The organism is Cellulomonas sp. McL0617 (genome assembly GCF_049994875.1).
GTDB lineage: Bacteria > Actinomycetota > Actinomycetes > Actinomycetales > Cellulomonadaceae > Cellulomonas.
This window is the reverse complement of sequence record NZ_CP188256.1, coordinates 2,656,489-2,677,332: the sequence shown is the minus strand read 5'-3', so window position 1 is coordinate 2,677,332 and position 20,844 is coordinate 2,656,489. Positions and strand designations below refer to the sequence as shown.

At 72.8% G+C, this 20,844-nt stretch carries 20 protein-coding genes; 14 read left to right on the top strand and 6 right to left on the bottom strand.

Annotation, left to right across the window (positions count from 1 at the left end):
* Nucleotides 1–21: 21 nt before the first annotated feature.
* The 3 genes from ACPPVS_RS12175 to holA are packed head-to-tail and all read left to right on the top strand — an operon-like array spanning nucleotide 22 to nucleotide 3,729.
* Nucleotides 22–1,101, top strand: coding sequence for a helix-hairpin-helix domain-containing protein (locus ACPPVS_RS12175; RefSeq protein ID WP_426592527.1), 1,080 nt, complete (start codon nucleotides 22–24; stop codon nucleotides 1,099–1,101).
* A gap of 17 nt (nucleotides 1,102–1,118) precedes the next feature.
* Complete coding sequence (locus ACPPVS_RS12170; protein ID WP_426592526.1) at nucleotides 1,119–2,708, top strand: ComEC/Rec2 family competence protein; 1,590 nt, start codon at nucleotides 1,119–1,121, stop codon at nucleotides 2,706–2,708.
* A gap of 19 nt (nucleotides 2,709–2,727) precedes the next feature.
* Entirely contained in the window at nucleotides 2,728–3,729 is a 1,002-nt protein-coding gene (gene holA, locus ACPPVS_RS12165) for a DNA polymerase III subunit delta (RefSeq protein ID WP_426592525.1), read from the top strand.
* Nucleotides 3,730–3,759: 30 nt separating this feature from the next.
* Here holA and ACPPVS_RS12160 read toward each other — a convergent pair whose 3' ends face one another.
* Complete coding sequence (locus ACPPVS_RS12160) at nucleotides 3,760–4,377, bottom strand: EAL domain-containing protein (protein ID WP_426592524.1); 618 nt, start codon at nucleotides 4,375–4,377, stop codon at nucleotides 3,760–3,762.
* A 103-nt stretch (nucleotides 4,378–4,480) separates the two neighbouring features.
* Nucleotides 4,481–5,209: an EAL and HDOD domain-containing protein gene (locus ACPPVS_RS12155; protein WP_426592523.1), complete on the bottom strand. Its 729-nt coding sequence runs from the start codon at nucleotides 5,207–5,209 to the stop codon at nucleotides 4,481–4,483.
* Between the two features lie 211 nt (nucleotides 5,210–5,420).
* Here ACPPVS_RS12155 and ACPPVS_RS12150 point away from each other — a divergent pair, with 211 nt between their 5' ends.
* The gene (locus tag ACPPVS_RS12150; RefSeq protein ID WP_426592522.1) at nucleotides 5,421–5,561 is read left to right on the top strand and encodes a hypothetical protein; all 141 of its coding nucleotides are present in this window, start codon (nucleotides 5,421–5,423) and stop codon (nucleotides 5,559–5,561) included.
* A gap of 91 nt (nucleotides 5,562–5,652) precedes the next feature.
* A complete protein-coding gene (locus ACPPVS_RS12145; protein ID WP_426592521.1) occupies nucleotides 5,653–6,975 on the top strand; it encodes a helix-turn-helix domain-containing protein in 1,323 nt (440 codons plus the stop codon).
* A 192-nt stretch (nucleotides 6,976–7,167) separates the two neighbouring features.
* On the opposite strand, the gene rpsT is transcribed toward ACPPVS_RS12145, so the two are convergent.
* Nucleotides 7,168–7,428 carry a 30S ribosomal protein S20 gene (gene rpsT / locus ACPPVS_RS12140; RefSeq protein WP_426592520.1) on the bottom strand — a complete coding sequence of 87 codons (261 nt, stop codon included), beginning with the start codon at nucleotides 7,426–7,428 and terminating at the stop codon, nucleotides 7,168–7,170.
* 223 nt (nucleotides 7,429–7,651) lie between these two features.
* Nucleotides 7,652–8,143, bottom strand: a complete 492-nt coding sequence (locus ACPPVS_RS12135; protein WP_426592519.1) for a type II toxin-antitoxin system PemK/MazF family toxin — start codon at nucleotides 8,141–8,143, stop codon at nucleotides 7,652–7,654.
* A gap of 121 nt (nucleotides 8,144–8,264) precedes the next feature.
* Between ACPPVS_RS12135 and ACPPVS_RS12130 the strand changes: the two genes are divergently transcribed.
* Genes ACPPVS_RS12130 through ACPPVS_RS12120 form a run of 3 tightly spaced genes read left to right on the top strand, consistent with a single transcriptional unit; the run spans nucleotide 8,265 to nucleotide 11,613 of the window.
* Nucleotides 8,265–9,854, top strand: a complete 1,590-nt coding sequence (locus tag ACPPVS_RS12130; protein WP_426592518.1) for a circularly permuted type 2 ATP-grasp protein — start codon at nucleotides 8,265–8,267, stop codon at nucleotides 9,852–9,854.
* Nucleotides 9,848–10,777, top strand: coding sequence for an alpha-E domain-containing protein (locus ACPPVS_RS12125; RefSeq protein ID WP_426592517.1), 930 nt, complete (start codon nucleotides 9,848–9,850; stop codon nucleotides 10,775–10,777). The genes ACPPVS_RS12130 and ACPPVS_RS12125 overlap by 7 nt, the downstream gene beginning before the upstream one ends.
* A complete protein-coding gene (locus ACPPVS_RS12120; protein WP_426592516.1) occupies nucleotides 10,774–11,613 on the top strand; it encodes a transglutaminase family protein in 840 nt (279 codons plus the stop codon). The genes ACPPVS_RS12125 and ACPPVS_RS12120 overlap by 4 nt, the downstream gene beginning before the upstream one ends.
* A 5-nt stretch (nucleotides 11,614–11,618) precedes the next feature.
* Here ACPPVS_RS12120 and ACPPVS_RS12115 read toward each other — a convergent pair whose 3' ends face one another.
* Nucleotides 11,619–12,332, bottom strand: a complete 714-nt coding sequence (locus ACPPVS_RS12115) for a maleylpyruvate isomerase family mycothiol-dependent enzyme (RefSeq protein WP_426592515.1) — start codon at nucleotides 12,330–12,332, stop codon at nucleotides 11,619–11,621.
* Nucleotides 12,333–12,440: 108 nt separating this feature from the next.
* Between ACPPVS_RS12115 and lepA the strand changes: the two genes are divergently transcribed.
* From lepA to ACPPVS_RS12100, 3 genes are all read left to right on the top strand, one after another.
* The gene (gene lepA / locus ACPPVS_RS12110) at nucleotides 12,441–14,321 is read left to right on the top strand and encodes a translation elongation factor 4 (protein ID WP_426592514.1); all 1,881 of its coding nucleotides are present in this window, start codon (nucleotides 12,441–12,443) and stop codon (nucleotides 14,319–14,321) included.
* Between the two features lie 7 nt (nucleotides 14,322–14,328).
* Complete coding sequence (gene hemW / locus ACPPVS_RS12105; protein WP_426592513.1) at nucleotides 14,329–15,555, top strand: radical SAM family heme chaperone HemW; 1,227 nt, start codon at nucleotides 14,329–14,331, stop codon at nucleotides 15,553–15,555.
* Nucleotides 15,556–15,689: 134 nt separating this feature from the next.
* Nucleotides 15,690–16,760, top strand: coding sequence for a hypothetical protein (locus ACPPVS_RS12100; RefSeq protein ID WP_426592512.1), 1,071 nt, complete (start codon nucleotides 15,690–15,692; stop codon nucleotides 16,758–16,760).
* A gap of 46 nt (nucleotides 16,761–16,806) precedes the next feature.
* Here the strand turns inward: ACPPVS_RS12100 and ACPPVS_RS12095 are convergent, their stop codons facing one another.
* On the bottom strand, nucleotides 16,807–17,664 hold the full coding sequence (locus ACPPVS_RS12095) for a DUF3097 domain-containing protein (protein WP_426592511.1): 858 nt from the start codon (nucleotides 17,662–17,664) through the stop codon (nucleotides 16,807–16,809).
* 171 nt (nucleotides 17,665–17,835) lie between these two features.
* Here ACPPVS_RS12095 and hrcA point away from each other — a divergent pair, with 171 nt between their 5' ends.
* The 3 genes from hrcA to ACPPVS_RS12080 are packed head-to-tail and all read left to right on the top strand — an operon-like array spanning nucleotide 17,836 to nucleotide 20,831.
* Nucleotides 17,836–18,858 (top strand): heat-inducible transcriptional repressor HrcA, encoded by a 1,023-nt coding sequence (gene hrcA / locus ACPPVS_RS12090; protein WP_426592510.1) that lies wholly within the window; start codon nucleotides 17,836–17,838, stop codon nucleotides 18,856–18,858.
* A 58-nt stretch (nucleotides 18,859–18,916) separates the two neighbouring features.
* Nucleotides 18,917–20,044, top strand: a complete 1,128-nt coding sequence (gene dnaJ, locus ACPPVS_RS12085; RefSeq protein WP_426592509.1) for a molecular chaperone DnaJ — start codon at nucleotides 18,917–18,919, stop codon at nucleotides 20,042–20,044.
* 28 nt (nucleotides 20,045–20,072) lie between these two features.
* Entirely contained in the window at nucleotides 20,073–20,831 is a 759-nt protein-coding gene (locus ACPPVS_RS12080; protein ID WP_426592508.1) for a 16S rRNA (uracil(1498)-N(3))-methyltransferase, read from the top strand.
* The last annotated feature ends 13 nt before the right edge of the window (nucleotides 20,832–20,844 follow it).

The window sequence follows — 20,844 nt, the reverse complement described above, 5'->3', positions numbered from 1 at the left end:
CGCGCGACCTACGGTCGCCAGGTGCTGCGCCGAGACCGTGAGCTGACCCGGACGGTTCGTCGACGCCTCGACGCGCTCACCGGGACGCTCGCGACGAGCGCACCGACGGCAACGAGCACGGCGACCCCGGCAACGAGCGTCGCCACGCCCGTGACGAGCACCACGACGTCGGCGACGAGCGCGGCCGGCTGGGTGCCGGACGTCGCCCGATCGAGCGGGCGATCACTCGCGGTGGCCGAGACGCGCACGGTCGTCGAGGGCCGGCCCCAGGAAGGTGTCGCGCCGCAGGTGCCGGGTGACCCGCTCCCGTGGTCGGCGCCGGTCGAGCCGCCGGTATCGGTGCCCGTCGACGGCGTCGCGCTCGGGGCTCTCGGCCCGACGCCGGCATGGCCGGTCAGGCCCGGGGCGCCCGAACCTCCCACGCGGTCGTCCGCCGCGCTGCGCGACGCCGCGCAGACCTACGCCGCCGTGCACGGCGGAGCGCACGGCGGGCACCCCCGCCGACGACTGCGGTGGTCGGTGTCCTGGCGGCTCGCGGGCGTCGCAGGGCTCGCCGTGCTCCTCCTCGCCGGCGGTGTCGCGCTCCGGGCCGCGTCCGCCGCGCCGGGGGCGCCCGTCGCGCTCCCGGTCCCGGTGCCCGACGGCTCACCCCCGCCGACGACGGCACCGTCCGTGGGCGCGGACACCGTCGTGGTCGTCGACGTGGTCGGTGCTGTGGGTACGCCGGGGGTGGTGCGCCTGCCGGCCGGGTCCCGCGTCGTGGACGCCGTGACGGCGGCAGGCGGTCCGACCGCCGACGCCCAGGTCGGCGGGCTGAACCTGGCCCGGCTGCTGGTCGACGGCGAGCAGATCGTCGTGCCCCAGCCCGGTCAGACCGTGCCGGTCGTCGGTCCGAGTGCTGAGCCGACGGACGAACGTGTCGATCTGAACACCGCCGATGCTGCGGCCCTCGACGCACTCCCGGGCATCGGACCCGTGCTCGCGGCCCGCATCGTCGCCCACCGCGACGACGGTCCGTACACCTCGGTCGACGAGCTGGGCGATGTGAGCGGCATCGGACCGACCCTCCTGGACCGCCTCCGCGACCTGGTGCGCGTGTGACGACGGGGCCACCTGGCGTGCGCCGGGCGACCGGGCCCGCGCGACCCGGTCCGCCGGAACCCGCGCCGGCTCCGGCACCGTCCGCGGACGGGGATCATGATCCGCCGGTCACGGTCGACCTGCGACTCGCCCTGCCCGCGCTCGGCGCATGGCCGGCCGCGCTCGCCGTCGTCCGCCTGGCACCCGGGACTGCCGCCGTCGCGGCAGGTGGCTGCGTCCTCGTCGCCGTCATCGGCGCAACGATCGCCGCCAGCGCACGATCGCGCCACCGGGGACGTGCCTCGGCCGCACGGGCCCGGCCCGGCGCGGCGGTCGCGCTCGCGTTCCTCGCCGTCGCGGCGATCCTCGGTGCGGGTGCGGCCCAGACGCACGCCCGATCGCTCGGCCTGCTGCCCCGGCTGGTGGCAGCGCAGTCGACGGGCGTGCTGACGGGCCGGGTGGTCGGTGAACCGGCCGTCCTGCCGCCGGCGTGGCCGGGCGCCCCGCCCCGAGCACGGTGCACCCTCGCCGTCGACGGTGCGGCGGCCCACGGGCGCGTGTCGGGCGCCGTCGGACAGGTCCTCGTGCTCGGACCGCCCGCCGTGGCGACCGTGCCCTACGGCGCCCGCGTCCGGGTGGTGGGTCGGCTGCAGCCGGGTCAGCCCGGCGGACGGGTCGTCGCGGTGCTGCTCACCAGCGCGGACCCCGAGATCGTCTCCGACCCCGCGCGCTGGGACTCGGTCGCGACCAGCGTCCGGCGGGAGGTCGTCCACCTCGCCGACCGGTTCCCCGGCGACGCACGCGCTCTCCTGCCCGGGCTGACGGTCGGCGACACGAGCGGGGTGCCGGTCGACCTGGTCGCCGACATGAAGGTCGCGGGGCTCACGCACGTCACGGCGGTCTCGGGGGCGCACTTCTCGCTCGTCGCCGTGCTCGTGCTCACGCTCGCGACCGCGGCCCGGCTGCCGCGCGGACCGCGCGTGGTCCTCGTCGTCGCGGCGATGGCGGCCATGGTCGTGCTGGTGCACCCGTCGCCCAGCGTGGTCCGCGCGGCGGCCATGGGACTGGTGGCCGCGGCCGGGTTGCTGCTCGGGCGCCCGCACCGTGCGCCGCCGGCCCTGTGCGCCGCCGTCGTCGTCCTGCTGGTGACCGACCCGTGGCTGGCCGGCGAGCTCGGCTTCCTGCTGTCCGTGCTGGCCACGGGCGGTCTCGTGCTCCTCGGCGGCCCGCTCGCGCAGCGCTGGTCGGGTCGGCTCGGTCGAGGCCCCGCGCAGGCCTTGGCGCTGCCGGTCGCGGCCCAGCTCGTCTGCGCACCGGCGATCTTGCTCGCGACGCCGACCGTGGCGGTGTACGCGATCCCGGCCAACCTCCTGGTCGCCCCGGCCGTCGCGCCGGCGACGGTGCTCGGTCTGGCCGCCGGCTGCCTGGCACCGGTCTGCCCCTGGGCCGCGCACGCGCTGGCCCTCCCGGCGGGTGCGGCCTGCTGGTGGGTCGGCGCCGTCGCCCGCCTCGCCGCTGCCGCGCCCGGCGCCCAGCTGGCGTGGCAGCAGGGGACCCTCGGCGTCGTCCTGCTGGCCGTCGCCGGCGCGTGCACAGCTCGGCTGCTCGTGGCGAGGCGGCGTGGGTGACGTCTGGCAGGCTGTACGCGTGCCTCCCGCCACCCGCCGTCCTGCCGCACCGGCCGGAGTCTCCTGGGACGCGGTCGAGCTCGCCCCGGTCCTGCTCGTCAGCGGCGCCGAGGGGCTGCTGGCGGACCGCGCCGTCGACCGGGTGATCGCGTTGGCCAGGGCAGCGGACCCGGGGGTCGAGGTGACCAGGCTCGAGGGCGCCGACTACGTCGTCGGGACGCTCGGCGTCGTCGCCAGCCCGTCGCTCTTCGCGGAGGACAAGGTGCTCGTGGTCGATGCCCTGGAGAAGGGGCCGGACGAGCTGCTGGCGGACGTCACGGCGTACGTCGCGGCCCCGCCGCCCGGGGTGGTGCTCGTCCTGCGGCACGGGGGCGGAGTCCGCGGCAAGAAGCTGCTCGACCTGCTGCGCTCCACGGGCGTCCCCGTCGTGTCCTGCGACGTGATCAAGTCCGACTCGGACAAGAGCGCGTTCGTCACGGCCGAGCTGCGCCGGGCGGCTCGACGCGCGGACGCCGCCGCCGTGCGCGCCCTCGTCGACGCCGTCGGCAGCGACCTGCGCGAGCTCGCGGCGGCGTGCGCTCAGCTCGTCGCGGACACGTCGGGCCTGATCGGTGCGGACGTCGTCGAGCGGTACTACGGCGGTCGGATCGAGGCGACGGGCTTCCGGGTGGCCGACGCGGCCGTCGCCGGCAACGCGGGACAGGCTGTCGCGCTGCTCCGGCACGCGCTGGCCACCGGCGTGGATCCCGTCCCGATCGTCGCCGCGCTCGCCGCCAAGCTCCGCGTGCTGGCCAAGGTCGCGGCGGTCCGCGGGCGTGGCGCCGGCGCCCTGCGGGACCTCGGGCTGGCGCCCTGGCAGACCGACCGGGCGATGGCGGACCTGCGACGGTGGACGCCGGAGGGGTTGGCCGGTGCGATCTCGGCGGTCGCGCAGGCCGACGCCGAGGTCAAGGGGGAGGGACGGGACCCGCGGTTCGCCGTCGAACGCGCCGTGCTGCGGGTGGCGGGATCCGTCGGCTGAGCCGCCGCTAGGCCTTATGGGTGAAGTTCGTTACGCAGTCAGGGTCAGTGCCGGCCCCAGGACGTCTCCCTGGAGCAGCTCGAATCCGAGGGCCCGACACTCCTGCACCAGGGCGTCGTTGCACACCCGCTCGGCGACGAGCACCGCTCCGTCGCGCCGGGCGAGATCCACGATGTGCGGTCCGACGCGATCGACGTCGCGGACGTCGATCTTGACGTAGTCGGCGAACGGGAGCATCGCGATCTGGTCGGGTTCGGCCGCGAAGTCGTCGATCGCGATCTTGTAGCCCCGGGCGCTCAGCCGGGCCAGGCCGGCGAGGACGGCGTCGTCCGCAGCGACGGACTCGACGATCTCCAGCACGAGCCGACCCGCATGTGCAGGCAGCGGACGGTCGTTGACCACGAACGAGCGGGTGACGTTCACGAAGGCGGGGTGACGGTCGCGAGGCGGTCCGTCACCGAACAGCACGTCCAGGACGGAGGCGGTGGCGATGTCCTGCCGGTCCGAGCGCCAGCGGTCGACCTGGGCGGGCAAGCCGTCCCGCGACCGGTAGAGGAACTCGTTGCCGTACAACGTGCCGTCGGTGTTCCAGATCGGCTGGCGCGCGATCGGGAGCCTCGCGGGGGTTCGGGGAGAGACTGCGGCCACGGTCACGCTGGATGAGAGCGCCGTGTGCGACATCTATGACGCCAGTCACCCGATCGGACGCACACCGTGTGACCGGGGTGCTGTGTCCGGACGCCGATGCGGCCTAGTGGTTCACGCGCGGGGCGCCGGCGCGGTCGAGCACACCGGCCCGCTCGAGCAGGTTCCCCTGGAACAGCGTGAATCCGAGGTCGCGGGCGTGCCGCAGCGTGTCCGCGCTCTCGACGAACTCGGCGATCAGGAGCGCGCCGTAGGAGCGTGCCAGGTGCACGACCGGCGGCCCCTCGACGTCGAGGTCGCGGACGTCGATCTTGACGAAGTCGGCGTGTGGGAGGAGGCGGCGCTGGTTGGGGTTGCTGACGAACGACGGGACCGCGATCCGGAAGCCCTGCTCGCGCAGCCGGCGGACTCCGGTGATCACCGCGGGATCGATAGTCACACCGTCGTTGATCTCGATGACCAGGCGATCTGGGCGGCTCGGGACCGGTAGCTCACCGACGAGGTAGGCCCGCGGGCAGCGCACGAAGAGCAGCCGCCCGTGGGCTACGTGCTCCAGGTCGACACGCCCGAACGTCGCGCCGAGAACGTGTGCCGTGGCGCGCTCGTGCTGGTGCGCGTTCCACGTCGTCGCGGTCGCCGTGTGCTGGTCGGGCGACCGGAACGAGAGCTGGTAGGCGAACGGCCTGCCGTGCTCCGAGAAGATCCCCTGGCGGGCGACGAGCACCGGCTCGCGAGCAATGCGCTGCGACCACTCCTGGCGGAGCGCCAGGGGGATGGCGTCCTCCACCGCAGCCGCGAGGTCCGCGAGCCTGCCGTCGGCGTCGTCCGGTGTCATGCGCACTATGACATCACAAGTTCGAGCCTATGAACGAGGAACTGTGGGTGGAATTCTCAGGACTGGGCCCAAGGTCCCGATCGAACGGGTGACAGACCGGTGAGTTTCACCCGATCCTCTTCACAAACCGACATGTGGCGGACCAGCGGCCCCTGGATCGGTCATCATGGTGTTGACCTAGCCCGTTGTGAAAATTGACAGGAGATCCATCATGTCCCGTTCCCTCAAGTCCGCCCTCGCCATCGCCGCGCTCGTCGTCACGTTCGGTCTGACGACCGGCGCGACCGCCGCGTCGGCGGCCCCCGTCCACGTCAACGGTGGGGCGAGCGGCTGCTGCCGGCTCGCGCAGTAAGCACCCACAGCCATGCACGCGGTCCCCGTCACATCATCACCCCCCGAAGGGGTGGTGCATGTTGTGCACGTCACACATACAATGACTGACCATGACCACGATTGCTGACCGGGTGCGCGACGCCAGGCTCGCTGCGGGACTGTCTCAGACCGCGCTTGCCGGGTCCGCGTTCTCCCCGAGCTACATCTCCTTGATCGAGGCGGGGCATCGGGAACCCACCGATTCCGCCCTTGCTGTGCTCGCCATCCGATTGGGCACCACCCTCGAGTTCCTCAAGCACGGTGAGGACGGACCGAACGAGGCGCGGACCCGGCTGGAGATCGACTACGCACGGCTCGATCTGACCCAGGGCGACGCCGCGGGCGCCAAGCGACGGCTCGAGGTCCTCGACCTCGACATCGTGTCGCCGACGCTTCGTGTCGACGCCCTCACCACGCTGGCCCGCGCACACGAAGGACTCGGTGACCTGGAGTCCGCCGTGGCCATCCTCGAGCCCCTGCTCGAGGACGCGCGGAGCCGGTCGCACCACGTGGAGTCGGCCAAGCTCGCCAACGCGCTCGTCGCGTCCTACCTCGAGGCCGGCGACCTGCACCGTGCTGTCGAGGTCGGCGAGCACACGCTGACCGAGCTGGAGGCCGCCGAGCTCACCGGGACGGACGGGCACCTGCGCCTGGCGTCCACGGTGCTCTGGGCGTATGTCGAGCGTGGCGATCTCCTCTACGCCACGCACCGGGCGGCGGAGCTCGTGCGGCTCGCCGAGTCCCTCGGCACGCCGCGTGGACGGGGCAGCGTCTACTGGAACGCGGCTCTCGTGGCGGAGCAGCGTCGCGACTACGAGCTGGCCCAGCGCTACACCGAGCGGGCGCTCGCGCTCCTCTCGGAGGGTGAGCCCGATCGTGACCTGCCGCGGCTCAGGCTCAACTACGCGTGGCTCCTGCTGCGCTCCGAGCCGGCGGAACCGACGGCGGCGCTCGAGCAGATCGAGCGTGCAGCCCCGGACCTGTCCGTCCTCGGATCGGAGCTGGACCTCGCCCGCGTCGACGTGGAGCGCTCGCGGGCGCACCTCCTGCTGGCCAACATCGACGCCGCCGAGGAGTACGCGAGCGCAGCTCTCGTCCGCCTCGGCGAACCCCCGCGCGTCGAGACCGCCATCGCGCACCTCTCGCTCGGGGACGCCCTGCACGCCCGGGGCGATCTCGAGGGGTCCGCACGTGCCTACCGCCTCGCGGCAGACATGCTCGGCATGATGTCGGCGTCACGGCAGTCTGCGGCTGCCTGGCGCGACCTCGGTGACCGCTACGCGCTGCACGGCGACACCTCCGGTGCCGCCGACGCGTACGACCGGGCACTGCGCGAAGCCGGCTTCCGGCCGACCGTTCCGCTCAGCTCCTGGGAGACCTGGTCGCTGGCCTGATCGGACTGCACGTCGACGAAGGCGCCATCCGTCGCGGATGGCGCCTTCGTCGCGTCGCGGACCGTCGGGGACCAGAACCGGCGCCCGCTCTCGAGGTCATGTCCCCAGATGCCGCGCGGACGACGACACGCGGGTCGCAAGGACGACGAAAACGGGGCCGGCGACGAGCGCCGACCCCGTTCGCGGGGAAGCTCAGAGCGAGGCGACCGACTTGGCCAGCGCCGACTTCTTGTTGGCCGCCTGGTTGGAGTGGATGACTCCCTTGGAGACGGCCTTGTCGAGCTTGCGAGAGGCGGACACGAGCGCCGTGCTGGCTGCGTCCTTGTCGCCACCGGCGACGGCCTCACGGACGCGACGGATGTGCGTCTTGAGCTCGGACTTCACCGCCTTGTTGCGCAGGCGCGCCTTCTCGTTGGTGGTGATGCGCTTGATCTGGGACTTGATGTTGGCCACGTAGGGACTCTCTTGTGCGTTCGCCGAAGCGATCTGACAGGTCTAGAGGGCGCACACAGCTCCGGGACTGGGGCGTGGGGACACCCGCGGAGAGGAACTGGGCTTGTGCCCGCCGACCCGGGCGGACACGCGAAGATCCATGTTACCAGGAGAGCCGGTCCATCCCGAAACCACTCGACGGAAGCTGGACCGGCATCTCACCCGACATCCTCACCCGACATCCTCACCAGCCGTGGCACCGGCGCAGCGCCGCGGTCACCTCGTCGAACAGGGCGCGGTCCACCGCGGCACCCTCGCGCCGGAACGCGGTCGGATGGAGCTGGACGACGCGGTCGAGACGGACCTCGCTCGGTCGGCGCTGCGCGTCCCACGACCCGGAGCCGATGTCCAGCCAGACGCGCCCGTGGCGTGCCTCGGCCGCGGCGTTGCGCGTGTGGTCCTTGCTCGTGAGCATCAGGCCGAGCACCGCCACGCCGTTGCGGGCGATCACGAGGACGGGCCGGTCCTTGCCCTGGGACGCGTCCTCCTCGTAGGGCACCCAGCCCCACACGATCTCGCCCGGGTCCGCGTCGCCATCGCGCCGCGGCGCGTACGTCGGACGGACGACCCCGTGGTGGTCCGGCAGGACGATCCGCTCGGCGGTCGGGGCTGGGGAGCGGCCGACGAGCCGGCCCCACAGGCGGCGCAGCCCCGCCCAGCGCGTCGATCCGGTCACCGGGCGAACCTACCGGTCCGGGCGCAGACGGTCGCACCCTAGTCCGTCCACGTGCGCGTCCTGTTACTCCGTGCGGGGCTTCGTAACGCGCCGTTATCACCGGGCGGATACTGTCCGGAACATGGCGGACCTGTTCGAGGACTACCCAGCGGGCGTCGCCTGGGACGAGATGATCGACGCCGACGGGGGATCGCGCGCGGCCTACAAGGGTCTGCACACGGCCCTGTCGGAGCTGAGCGCCGGCGAGCTGCGTGCGCGGGCCGAGACGTTGGCCCGGTCCTACCTCGCGCAGGGTGTCACCTTCGACTTCGCCGGCGAGGAGCGCCCCTTCCCCCTGGACGTCGTCCCGCGCGTGGTCGCCGGGGACGAGTGGGAGCACGTCGCACCCGGGGTCGCCCAGCGCGTGCGGGCGCTCGAGGCATTCCTTGCCGACGTCTACGGCCCCCAGAAGGCGATCGCCGACGGGGTCATCCCACGCTCCGTCGTCGTCTCGTCGACAAACTTCCTGCGAGCGGCCCGCGGCATCACCCCACCGAACGGCGTGCGCGTGCACGTCTCGGGGATCGACCTGATCCGCGACAGCCTCGACGGCTGGCGGGTGCTCGAGGACAACGTCCGGGTGCCCTCGGGCGTCAGCTACGTGCTCTCCAACCGCCGGGCGATGGCGCAGACGTTCCCCGAGCTGTTCGCGGCGCTGCGGATCCGGCCGGTCGCCGACTACCCCCGTCGGCTGCTGGCCGCGCTGACCGCCGCGGCCCCGAACGGGGTCGACGAGCCGACGGTCGTCGTGCTCACGCCCGGGGTCTTTAACAGCGCGTACTACGAGCACTCGCTGCTCGCGCGGATGATGGGCGTCGAGCTCGTCGAGGGTCGGGACCTGTTCTGCGCGAGCGGACGCGTCTGGATGCGCACCACCCAGGGCCGCCGCCGCGTCGACGTGATCTATCGCCGGGTGGACGACGACTACCTGGACCCGGTCGTCTTCCGCAACGACTCGTTCCTGGGCAGCCCGGGGCTGATGACCTGCGCGCGCAGCGGCACGGTCACCATCGCCAACGCGGTGGGCAACGGGGTCGCCGACGACAAGCTGGTCTACACCTACGTGCCCGACCTCATCCGGTACTACCTGTCGGAGGAGCCGATCCTGCGCAACGTCGACACGTGGCGGCTCGAGGAGCCCGACGCGCTCGAGGAGGTGCTGGACCGCCTCGACGAGCTGGTGGTCAAGCCGGTGGACGGGTCGGGCGGCAAGGGCCTCGTGGTCGGACCGCGGGCGTCGCGCAGCGAGCTGGCGGCGCTGCGGGTCCGGCTCCGCGACGACCCTCGAGGCTGGATCGCGCAGCCGGTGGTCCAGCTCTCGACGATCCCGACGCTCATCGGCGACAACCTGCGACCCCGCCACACCGACCTGCGACCGTTCGCGGTGAACGACGGCGAGTCGGTGTTCGTCCTGCCCGGCGGGCTGACCCGCGTGGCCCTGCCCGAGGGCGAGCTGGTGGTCAACTCGTCGCAGGGTGGCGGCTCGAAGGACACGTGGGTGCTGGGCGGCGCGGTCCCGCGGCGCGCGGTCCGGCACGGCTCCGACCTGCCGCAGTCGGTCGCCCAGGACGAGGCGGTCCCGATCGACTCGAACCCGAACGACGTGCGTGCCCAGGTCATGCAGCAGCAGCAAGGTCTCGCGTTCCGTGTCGGAGGTGGTGGCGCGTGCTGAGTCGGATCGCGGAGTCGCTGTTCTGGATCGGGCGGTACGTCGAGCGTGCCGACGACACCGCACGCCTGCTCGACGTCCACGTCCAGATCCTCCTCGAGGACCCCTGGGCGGAGGAGGACCTGGCCTGCCGATCGCTGCTGTCCGTGATGGACCGGCCGGCCGAGCCGAGCCACGTCGAGGTCGGTCGCGAGTACGTGCTCGACATGCTCGCGTACGACCGGTTCGCGCCGTCGTCGATCGCCGGCTCGCTCGTCTCGGCCCGGGAGAACGCCCGGCGCGCCCGCGAGACCATCTCGACCGAGCTGTGGGAGTCGCTGAACGCGACGTGGAACCAGCTGCCGTCGCACATGCGACCGGCGCGTCCGCACGACTACTTCACCTGGGTGCGCGAACGGGCGGCCGTGGTCGCGGGGATCACCGACTCGGCGACGTCGCGGGACGACACCTGGAACTTCATGGTGCTGGGCCGGTCGATCGAGCGCGCGGACATGACCGCCCGGCTCCTGACCACCCGGGCCCTGGCGGGTTCCGCCGGCCCGAGCTGGACCACCCTCCTGCGGTCCTGCGGCGCGCACGAGGCGTTCCTGCGGATGTACCGCGGCGCCGCCTCCGACGAGCGCGCGGCCGGCTTCCTGCTGACGGACCAGCTCTTCCCGCGGTCCATCGTCTTCGCGCTCAACCAGGCCGAGTCGTGCCTGGCGGCGCTCGAGCCGACGGCCGACCGGGCAGCGGTCGACGACGCACGTCGCCACATCGGCTACGTCCGGACCAACCTCGAGTACCGGCCGCTGATCGAGGTGCTCGACGCCTTGCCGAAGGAGATGGAACGCGTGCAACGAGCCTGCTCGGCCGCATCGGACGCGATCCGGGGGCGGTACTTCCCCAGCGGATCCGCCACGAACTGGGTGGGGGAGGCCCTGTGAGCCGGTTGCGCGTGGTGCACACGACGTCGTTCGAGTACGCGAGCCCCGTCCTCGCGTCGTACAACGAGGCCCGCATGACGCCGCTGACCCAGCAGGGCCAGACGGTGCTCGAGTCGAGGATCGACGTGCAGCCGCACACGGGCTGGTCGGAGTACCGCGACTACTGGGGAACGGCGGTGTCGGCGTTCGAGGTGCTCACGCCGCACGAGTCGATGGTGGTGACCGCCGAGCACGTGGTCGAGGTGGCCGACCGGCTCCCGCTGAAGAGCCCGGCGGGCTGGGAGACCCTGCGCGGCGCCGAGCTGCGCGACCGGCTGGCGGAGTTCCTCTCCGACACGCCGACCACCACGCCGCCGGAGGAGGTCGTCGAGCTGGCCCAGCGCGTGGCATCCGAGCTGCCACCGGCCGAGGCCGCGCTCGCCGTGAGCAACGCGCTGCGCGACGAGGTCGAGTACATCCCTGGCGCGACGACGGTGCACACCCCGGCCGCCGAGGCGTGGGCCAAGCGCGCCGGCGTCTGCCAGGACCTGGCGCACCTGGTCTCGGGTGCGCTGCGCTCCATCGGCATCCCCGCGCGCTACGTGTCGGGCTACCTGCACCCGGACGACGAGGTGGCGATCGGCACGACCGTGAGCGGCGACTCGCACGCCTGGGTCGAGTGGTGGGTGGGCGAGTGGTTCGCCTACGACCCCACCAACCGCGCGGTCGTGGGCGACCACCACGTGGTGATCGCACGCGGACGGTCCTACGACGATGTGCCGCCGCTGCGCGGGATCTTCGCGGGCGCGGGGACACAGGACACGTCCGTGACGGTGCAGATCACGCGCGAGGCCTGATCGGTCTAGGGCGTCAGACCCAGGGCCAGGGCCTCGTCGAGGACCCGGCGGTCGCCGCTGACGCCGGGCTCGTCTGCCGGGCGACGCCAGAGCAGCAGGGCGAGCGACTGGGCGGTCCCGGTCGCGGTGACCGGCGGGGCGCCGCCGTCGGCCGAGTCGAGCACCCAGCAGCGGCCGACGTCCTCGGCCACCAGCGCGATCGGCGACGGCAGCCGAGGGATGCGACCCAGGCGGACCTGGCGGGGCTGCATGACGGTCGCGACCTCGTCGACCGTGTCCGCCCAGACGGACGCGTCCACGACGAGGTCGAGACCGGCCGCGGTGCGCAGGTCCCAGAGGTGGACGAGCGTCTCGTGCACCTGGCGTCGACGCCAGAACGACGCGGGACCGGGCCCGTTCAGGGTCCACGACGGCGCGTCCGGGCCGAGGTCGGTCAGCGTGTCCAGCAGCTCGGCCGCGCACTCCCGGTAGAGGTCCTCCAGCACGAACGGCCCGCGCCCGAGCGGCGTCTCCTGCTCACGGCGCGCCTGGCCCGCCGCCCAGTGGTGGATCCGGGCGACGTGCACGACGAGGTCCTCGACCCGCCAGCGGCCGCACCAGGGGACGCGGGTGGTCGGGTCGACCTCGGGGATCGTCGCCAAGAACTGGGCCTGGAGGTTGGCCAGGACGGCAAGCCGAGGAGCCGCGGCGACATCCGAATCACCAGGGTGCGTCGTCATGGGACCATGGTGGTACCGACCGCACGAGACCCGACAGGGCGACGACGGTCACCGTTCGTCGCGACAGCGCCAGCCGCCGCGCGACTTCTACGCCAGGAGCCAGTCCGCTTGTCCCCGATCCCCGGTGCCGCCGCCTCGTCGCGCATCCACCCGGCAGCCACGCCGCCGGAGCTGCTGCGCAACTTCTGCATCATCGCGCACATCGACCACGGCAAGTCGACGCTCGCGGACCGCATGCTGCAGCTCACGGGCGTCGTCGACGCGCGGGCGATGCGCGCGCAGTACCTGGACCGCATGGACATCGAGCGCGAGCGCGGCATCACGATCAAGTCGCAGGCCGTGCGCATGCCGTGGGGCGTAGGCGACGACGCGTTCGCGCTCAACATGATCGACACACCCGGGCACGTCGACTTCACCTACGAGGTGTCCCGGTCGCTGGCCGCCTGCGAGGGTGCCGTGCTGCTGGTCGACGCCGCGCAGGGCATCGAGGCCCAGACGCTGGCCAACCTGTACCTGGCGCTGGACAACGACCTGACGATCATCCCGGTGCTCAACAAGATCGACCTGCCGGCGGCCCAGCCCGAGCGGTACGCCGAGGAGCTGGCCCGCCTGATCGGCGGCCAGCCGGAGGACTGCCTGCGGGTGTCCGGCAAGACCGGCGAGGGCGTCATCGAGCTGCTGGACCGCATCGTCGAGCTGGTCCCGCCGCCCACCGGCGACGCCCACGCCCCCGCCCGCGCGATGATCTTCGACTCGGTCTACGACACCTACCGCGGCGTCGTCACCTACGTCCGCGTGATCGACGGCAACCTCAACCCGCGCGAGAAGATCGTCATGATGTCGACCCGCGCGACGCACGAGCTGCTCGAGATCGGTGTGATCTCCCCGGAGCCCGTGCCGACGAAGGGCCTCGGGGTCGGTGAGGTGGGCTACCTGATCACCGGCGTGAAGGACGTGCGCCAGTCGAAGGTCGGCGACACGGTCACCAACGCGAGCAAGCCCGCCGCGGAGGCGCTCGGGGGCTACTCGGACCCCAAGCCGATGGTCTTCTCGGGCCTGTACCCGATCGACGGCACCGACTACCCGGTGCTGCGCGACGCCCTGGACAAGCTCAAGCTCAACGACGCCGCGCTCAACTACGAGCCCGAGACGTCGGTTGCCCTCGGCTTCGGGTTCCGCGTGGGCTTCCTCGGCCTGCTGCACCTGGAGATCGTGCGCGAGCGGCTCGAGCGCGAGTTCGACCTGGACCTCATCTCCACCGCGCCCAACGTCGTCTACGAGGTCACGCTCGAGGACAAGAGCGTGGTCACGGTGACCAACCCGAGCGAGTTCCCGTCGGGCAAGATCGGCGCCGTCAACGAACCCATGGTCAAGGGCACGATCCTGGCGCCGTCCGAGTTCATCGGGGCGATCATGGAGCTCTGCCAGACCAAGCGCGGCGAGCTCCAGGGCATGGACTACCTCTCCGAGGACCGCGTCGAGCTGCGCTACGTGCTCCCCATGGCCGAGATCGTGTTCGACTTCTTCGACCAGCTGAAGTCCAAGACGCGCGGCTACGCCAGCCTCGACTACGAGCGCATCGGCGACCAGGAGGCCGACCTGGTCAAGGTCGACATCCTGCTGCAGGGCGAGACCGTCGACGCCTTCAGCGCGATCGTGCACCGCGACAAGGCCTACGCCTACGGCGTCATGATGACGGCCAAGCTCAAGGACCTCATCCCGCGCCAGCAGTTCGAGGTGCCCATCCAGGCCGCCATCGGGGCGCGGATCATCGCCCGCGAGACCATCCGCGCCATCCGCAAGGACGTGCTGGCCAAGTGCTACGGCGGCGACATCACGCGCAAGCGCAAGCTCCTGGAGAAGCAGAAGGAGGGCAAGAAGCGCATGAAGACGATCGGCCGGGTCGACGTGCCGCAGGAGGCCTTCATCGCCGCGCTCTCCAGCGAGCCGGCGGGCTCCGCGGGCGGCAAGGACGCGAAGAAGAAGTGACCTGAGCATGTCTCCTGCTCTCCCTGAGGGAGATGTGGCTCCCGACGACGGCTCCCTTCCGCCGTGGGCGTTCGAGGGTCTGACCGATCGCGCGTTCGGGGTCTACCTGCACGTCCCGTTCTGCACCGTGCGCTGCGGGTACTGCGACTTCAACACGTACACGGCCACCGAGCTGGGCGGCGGCGCGAGCCAGCACGCGTACGCGGACACCGCGCTGAGGGAGATCGCGCTCGCCGCTTCGATCCTGCCCTCGCGGCCGGTGCAGACCGTGTTCGTCGGGGGTGGGACCCCGACGGTCCTGTCCGTCCCGGACCTGTCGCGCATGCTGGCCGGCGTCGGGGACGCCTGGGGCTTCGCCGACGACGTCGAGGTGACCACCGAGGCCAACCCCGACTCGGTGACGCCGCAGTCCCTGGCGGCCCTGGCATCCGCCGGCTTCACTCGCGTCTCGTTCGGCATGCAGTCGGCGGTGCCGCACGTGCTGGCCACCCTCGAGCGCACGCACGACCCGCGACGCATCCCCGACGTCGTGCGGTGGGCCCGCGACGCCGGGCTCGCGGTCTCCCTGGACCTCATCTACGGCACGCCCGGCGAGTCGGTCGACGACTGGCGCACGAGCGTCGAGGCCGCGCTGGCCACGGGCGTCGACCACGTCTCCGCGTACGCGCTCGTGGTCGAGGCAGGCACCCGCATGGCCGTCCAGGTGCGGCGCGGCGAGCTGGAGCTGCCGGACGGGGACGACCAGGCGACCAAGTACGAGCTGGCCGACGACCTGTTCGAGGCGGCCGGCCTGCGCTGGTACGAGGTGAGCAACTGGTCGCGCACGCCGCAGACCGCCTGCCGGCACAACCTCGCCTACTGGCGGGGCGACGACTGGTGGGGGATAGGGCCCGGTGCGCACAGCCACGTCGGTGGGGTCCGCTGGTGGAACGTCAAGCACCCGCGCGCGTACGCCGACCGGCTCGACCGGGGCCTGAGCCCGGCCGCCGGACGCGAGACCGTGAGCGACGACGGCGCCCTGCTCGAGCGGCTCATGCTCGGCGTGCGGCTGGCCGGCGGGCTGCCGCTGGACGTGCTCCCCGTCGCGGCGCGGCCGGCCGTCGCGGGGCTGATCGCGGACGGCCTCGTGGACGGCGTCGCGGCCCTGGGTGGCGACGGCGCGGAGCGGCGGCTCGTGCTGACGCGTCGAGGGCGGCTGCTCGCGGATGCGGTGGTCCGGGCGCTCGCGGCCTGACTGTGCGGGGTCTGTGGGCCCGCTGGGCGTCCGTCCGACATGCCGGGTGCGTCCCGGTTCCTTGACACGGGTGAGCGCCTTCGGTTCGCTGGCGCGTGGGCGACGACCGCCCCACGTGACCAGGGAGGCCACGCATGAGCGAGAACCCGGGCGGACCACCGCCGAGCGACGGCGAGCCCGTCGTGCCTGACCCGCAGCCGCCCGTCCCGCCGGCCGAGCCGCCCGCGGCGCCTCCACCTCCGCCCGAGCCGCCGGTGGCACCGCCGCCCGCCCCGCCCGTCGCGCCACCGGCCCCGCCCGTCGTGCCACCGGCGCCCGACTACGGCCAGCCGGCCCCCGGCGCCTACCCGCCGCCGCCCGCGCAGTACGGCCAGCCCGCGCCGGGTGCCTACCCGCCAGCGGCCCCGCCGTACGGGCAGCCCGCGCCGGGCTACGGCCAGCAGCCGCCCGGATACCCGCCGCCCCCGCCCGCGTACGGGCCGCCGGGTGCGTACCCGCCACCCCCCGCCGGGTACGGGGCGCCGATGGTCCAGCCGTCGCCGATCGGCGAGTCGTACTCCTACGGCTGGAAGCAGTTCACCCGGCACGGCGGCCTGTTCATCGGCGCCGGCATCGTGTGGTTCGTGATCGCCATCGTCGCGTTCGCGATCATCGGCGCGATCTTCGGGGGCACGAGCGAGATCTTCCGGGTGACGACGGGCGGGCGCATCGCGATCTCGTTCGGCTTCATCGTGTTCTCGCTCGTCCTGACGATGATCGGTTACCTGATCCAGGCGATCTTCATCAGCGCCGCGCTCGAGCTCACCGAGGGCCGACCGATCGGGTTCGGGACGTTCTTCCGATTCGTCGACGCCGGCCCGGTGGTGCTCACGGCCCTGCTGCTGACGGCTATCACGTTCGTGATCAACCTCATCCCGATCTTCGGTGGGCTGCTCAACATCGTCGTGACGTTCCTGCTGTTGTTCACGCTCTGGTTCGTGATCGGCAAGAGGCTCGCGCCGGTGGACGCGGTCAAGGCGAGCTACCAGCTGGTCGCCGCCAACCTGTCGACCGTGATCCTCTTCTACCTGCTGGTGATCGCGACGATCGTCGTCGGCGCCCTGGTCTGCCTCGTCGGCCTGCTCGTCGCCGTGCCGCTGGTGCTCCTCGCCACGGCATTCCTGTTCAAGCGTCTGCTCGGCGACCCGATCGCCCCCGTCGCCTGATCGCACGCCGACGATGCCCGGCCCGCTGGACGCGGGCCGGGCATCGTCACGTCGTGACGAAGTCGATGAGCTCCTCGACGCGACCGAGCAGGCTGGGCTCCAGGTCGGCGTAGCTGCGCACGGAGCGCAGGATGCGCTGCCACGCACGCGCGACGTCGGCCTGCTCCTGCGCCGGCCAGCCGAGCTCGCGCAGGATGCCGTGCTTCCACTCGGTGCCGCGCTCGATGGTCGGCCATGCCGTCAGGCCGATGCGCTCAGGCCGTACGGCCTGCCACACGTCCACATAGGGGTGTCCGAGCACGAGCACCGTGCCGGCGGGGGCCGCCTTCACGGCCTCGGCGGCGATCCGACTCTCCTTCGCGCCGTCCACCAGGTGGTCCACCAGCACGCCCACCCGACGGCCCGGCCCGGGGGCGAAGTCACGGATCGCGTCGGGCAGGTTGTCGACGCCGTCCAGCAGCTCGACCACTACGCCCTCGAGCCGCAGGTCGTCGCCCCAGACCTTCTCGACCAGCTCGGCGTCGTGCTTGCCCTCGACCCAGATGCGGCTGCCGCGAGCGACGCGCGCGCGGGCGTCGTGCACGGCGACCGACCCGGAGGCGGTGCGGGTGGGCCTCGGCGGCGCGGGCGCACGGACGGGGGCGGTCAGCGCGACCGGTTCGCCGTCCAGCCAGAACCCCCGGCCGAGCGGGAAGGTGCGCGTGCGACCGCGGCGGTCCTCGAGGACGACCACGTGCACCCCGCCGGACTTCTCGACGCGGACGACCGCTCCGACCCAGCCGGTGGTCACCTCCTCGACGACGAGGCCCGGCTCGGCGGCCTGCGGGCGGCTCGTCCTGGGGGCCTTGTGGTGGGTCGAGCCCGATCCCCCCAGCACGTCGGAGCCGTAGCGGTCCTGGTTCACCCGGGCAGCGTAGGTGGCAGGCTCGCACCGGTCCGCGGGGCGCGCCGGGTTCCGCTGTGCGCGGAGCACCGGGTGGTGTCGGTCGCGCGGCGTAGCATTGGCACTCCCGCCGGCGGAGTGCTACCTGCAGGTCGAGGGGCACTGCACGTCGACCACGGGTGAGGAGGCGGGATGAGCGACGACAGACGGCTGGACGTGCTGCGCGCGATCGTCGAGGACTACGTCGCCACCCGCGAGCCCGTCGGGTCGCGTGCGCTCGTCGAGCGGCACTCGCTCGGGGTCTCACCGGCCACGATCCGCAACGACATGGCCTCCCTCGAGGAGGGCGGCTACATCGCCCAGCCGCACACCTCGGCCGGCCGCGTGCCCACCGACAAGGGCTACCGGCTGTTCGTCGACCAGCTCTCGAGCGTCAAGCCGCTGTCCAGCCCGGAGCGGCGGGCGATCGGCATGTTCCTGGAGAACGCGCAAGACCTCGACGACGTGGTCGACCGGGCCGTGCGGCTCATCGCGCAGCTGACACAGCAGGTCGCCGTCGTGCAGTACCCGTCGCTGCGACGCTCCGCGCTGCGGCACGTCGAGCTCGTGCCCGTGGGTCAGCGTCATCTGCTCGTCGTGCTCATCACGGACACCGGTCGCGTGGAGCAGCGCACGCTCGAGCTGGACCACGAGCTCGACGAGTCCGTCGTGGCGATGCTGCGTGCCCGGTTGAACGTGAGCGCCGCAGGGCGCCGACTGTCCGAGCTGCCCGTGGCCCTCGCGGACCTGACCGCGGCGTTCGCGCCCGCCGACCAGCCGCTCGTGCGCAGCGTCGTCGCCGTGCTCGAGGAGACCCTGGCGCAGGAGAGCGAGGAGCGCGTGGTCCTCGCCGGCACGGCCAACCTCGCCCGGGCCGGCGGCACCGACGTACGCTCGATCGGGCCGGTCCTCGAGGCCCTCGACGAGCAGGTGGTCCTGCTGCGGCTCCTCTCGGAGATGGCCGAGGACACGCAGGCGGTCACCGTGCGGATCGGTCGCGAGACCCAGCACGACGGCCTCGTCGAGACGAGCTTCCTGAGCACCGGCTACGGCGACGAGGGCGGCGGCTCGGTGGCACGGATCGGCTCGATCGGCCCGCTGCGCATGGACTACCCGGCCACCATGTCCGCCGTGCGCGCCGTCGCCCGCTACCTGACCCGGATCCTGGCGCAATGAGCGGCGCCAAGGGCACCGAACGGAACAGAACTCCCACCGGAAGTGAGCACATCCTCCCGTGACCGACTACTACGAGGTCCTGGGTGTCCCGCGCGACGCGACGCCCGAACAGATCAAGAAGGCGTACCGCAAGCTCGCCCGCGAGCACCACCCGGACGTCGCGGGTGCGGACTCCGGTTCCGAGGACACGTTCAAGGACGTCTCGCGCGCCTACGACGTGCTGGGCAACCCGGAGAAGCGCCGCGCCTACGACATGGGCGGCGACCCGTCGTCGCCCGGCGGCGGCATGGGCGGTGGGTTCGGCTTCCAGGACATCTTCGAGACCTTCTTCGGAGCGGCCACCGGCCAGGCGCAGCAGCGCGGGCCGATCCCACGAGCGCGCCGCGGCCAGGACGCGCTCGTCCGCCTCGACCTGGACCTGACCGAGGTGACCTTCGGCGTGCACCGCGACGTGCCCGTCGACACGGCCGTGCTCTGCCCGACGTGCAACGGCACGTGCTGCCGCCCGGGCACCTCGCCCCGCACCTGCGAGGTCTGCGGTGGTCGCGGCTCGGTGCAGAGGGTCGCCCGGTCCTTCCTGGGTCAGGTCATGACGACGCAGCCGTGCGCGGCGTGCCACGGCTTCGGAAGCGTCATCCCCGAGCCGTGCACCGAGTGCTCCGGCGAAGGCCGCGTCCGGTCCCGTCGCACTCTCGGCGTCGACGTCCCCGCGGGCGTGGACACCGGCACGCGCATCAAGCTGACCGGCCAGGGCGAGGTCGGACCGGCCGGCGGCCCCGCGGGCGACGTCTACCTCGAGGTGCGCGAGCGCAAGAACGACACGTTCGTCCGCCGCGGCGACGATCTGCACGCCACGCTCGAGGTGCCGATGACCGCGGCGGCGCTCGGTACCGTCCTGATGCTCGACACCCTGGACGGGCCGCGCGAGGTCGACCTGCGACCGGGCACGCAGCCCGCGCAGATCGTCACGCTGAAGAACCTGGGCGTCGGGCACCTGCACGTGGGCGGTCGAGGCGACCTGCACGTGCACGTGGACGTCCAGGTGCCCGTCGCCATGGACGAGGAGCAGGCCGAGCTGCTGCGCAAGCTCGCGGCGCTGCGCGGTGAGGAACGCCCCGAGGCGCGGTTCGCCGGGTCGAGCACCGGCGTGTTCGCCAAGCTGCGCGACAAGCTGTCCGGCCGCTGAGCGGCCACGCCGTGCGCAGGCCGACGTCATGAGCGCGCCCGTCTTCCTCGCCGAGCCGGGGAGCCTGGTGGCCGTCGCCGCCGGTGGCACGTACCTGCTGGGCGGCACCGAGGGGCGCCACGCCGGTGTCGTCCAGCGGCGTTCACCGGGCGAGCGCGTCGACGTCGTCGACGGGGACGGGGTGCGCCTGGTCGGCGTCGTCGACTCGGTCTCGGCCGACGGGGTTCTCGTCGCCGTCACGGACGTGGTCGTCGAAGGGGCACCCGTGGTCTCGCTCGTGCTCGTGCAGGCCCTGGCCAAGGGTGACCGCGACGAGATGGCGATCGAGGCGGCCACCGAGGTCGGCGTCGACGCGGTGGTCCCCTGGCAGGCCGAGCGGTCGATCGTGGTGTGGCGCGGCGACCGGGCCGCCAAGAGCCGGTCCCGATGGCTGGGCACCGTGCGCTCCGCGGCCAAGCAGTCGCGCCGGGCCCGCGTACCGGACGTCGGCCAGGCGCTCGACGGGCGCGGCCTCGCCGAGCGGATCCGGTCGGTCGTCGCCGCCGGGGGTGTCGCGCTGGTCCTGCACGAGGACGCGGCGGCGCCGATCGCCGACGTCACGCTGCCGACCGTGGGGGAGTGCCTGGTCGTCGTCGGCCCGGAGGGCGGTATCGGTGAGCCGGAGCTGGCCCGGCTGACGGATGCGGGCGCGAGCGCGGTCCGGCTCGGTCCGCACGTGCTGCGGACGTCGACCGCGGGGCCGGTCGCGCTGGCGGTCCTCGCGCAGCGGCTGGGTCGGTGGGCGTGAGCCCGAATCTTGT

Bases quoted from the DNA above. Each gene is read 5' to 3' on its own strand.
- ACPPVS_RS12155 (WP_426592523.1), bottom strand. From the start codon at position 5,209: ATGACACCGGACGACGCCGACGGCAGGCTCGCGGACCTCGCGGCTGCG.
- ACPPVS_RS12150 (WP_426592522.1), top strand. From the start codon at position 5,421: ATGTCCCGTTCCCTCAAGTCCGCCCTCGCCATCGCCGCGCTCGTCGTC.
- ACPPVS_RS12145 (WP_426592521.1), top strand. From the start codon at position 5,653: ATGACCACGATTGCTGACCGGGTGCGCGACGCCAGGCTCGCTGCGGGA.
- ACPPVS_RS12130 (WP_426592518.1), top strand. From the start codon at position 8,265: ATGGCGGACCTGTTCGAGGACTACCCAGCGGGCGTCGCCTGGGACGAG.
- ACPPVS_RS12115 (WP_426592515.1), bottom strand. From the start codon at position 12,332: ATGACGACGCACCCTGGTGATTCGGATGTCGCCGCGGCTCCTCGGCTT.
- hemW (WP_426592513.1), top strand. From the start codon at position 14,329: ATGTCTCCTGCTCTCCCTGAGGGAGATGTGGCTCCCGACGACGGCTCC.
- ACPPVS_RS12100 (WP_426592512.1), top strand. From the start codon at position 15,690: ATGAGCGAGAACCCGGGCGGACCACCGCCGAGCGACGGCGAGCCCGTC.
- hrcA (WP_426592510.1), top strand. From the start codon at position 17,836: ATGAGCGACGACAGACGGCTGGACGTGCTGCGCGCGATCGTCGAGGAC.
- ACPPVS_RS12080 (WP_426592508.1), top strand. From the start codon at position 20,073: ATGAGCGCGCCCGTCTTCCTCGCCGAGCCGGGGAGCCTGGTGGCCGTC.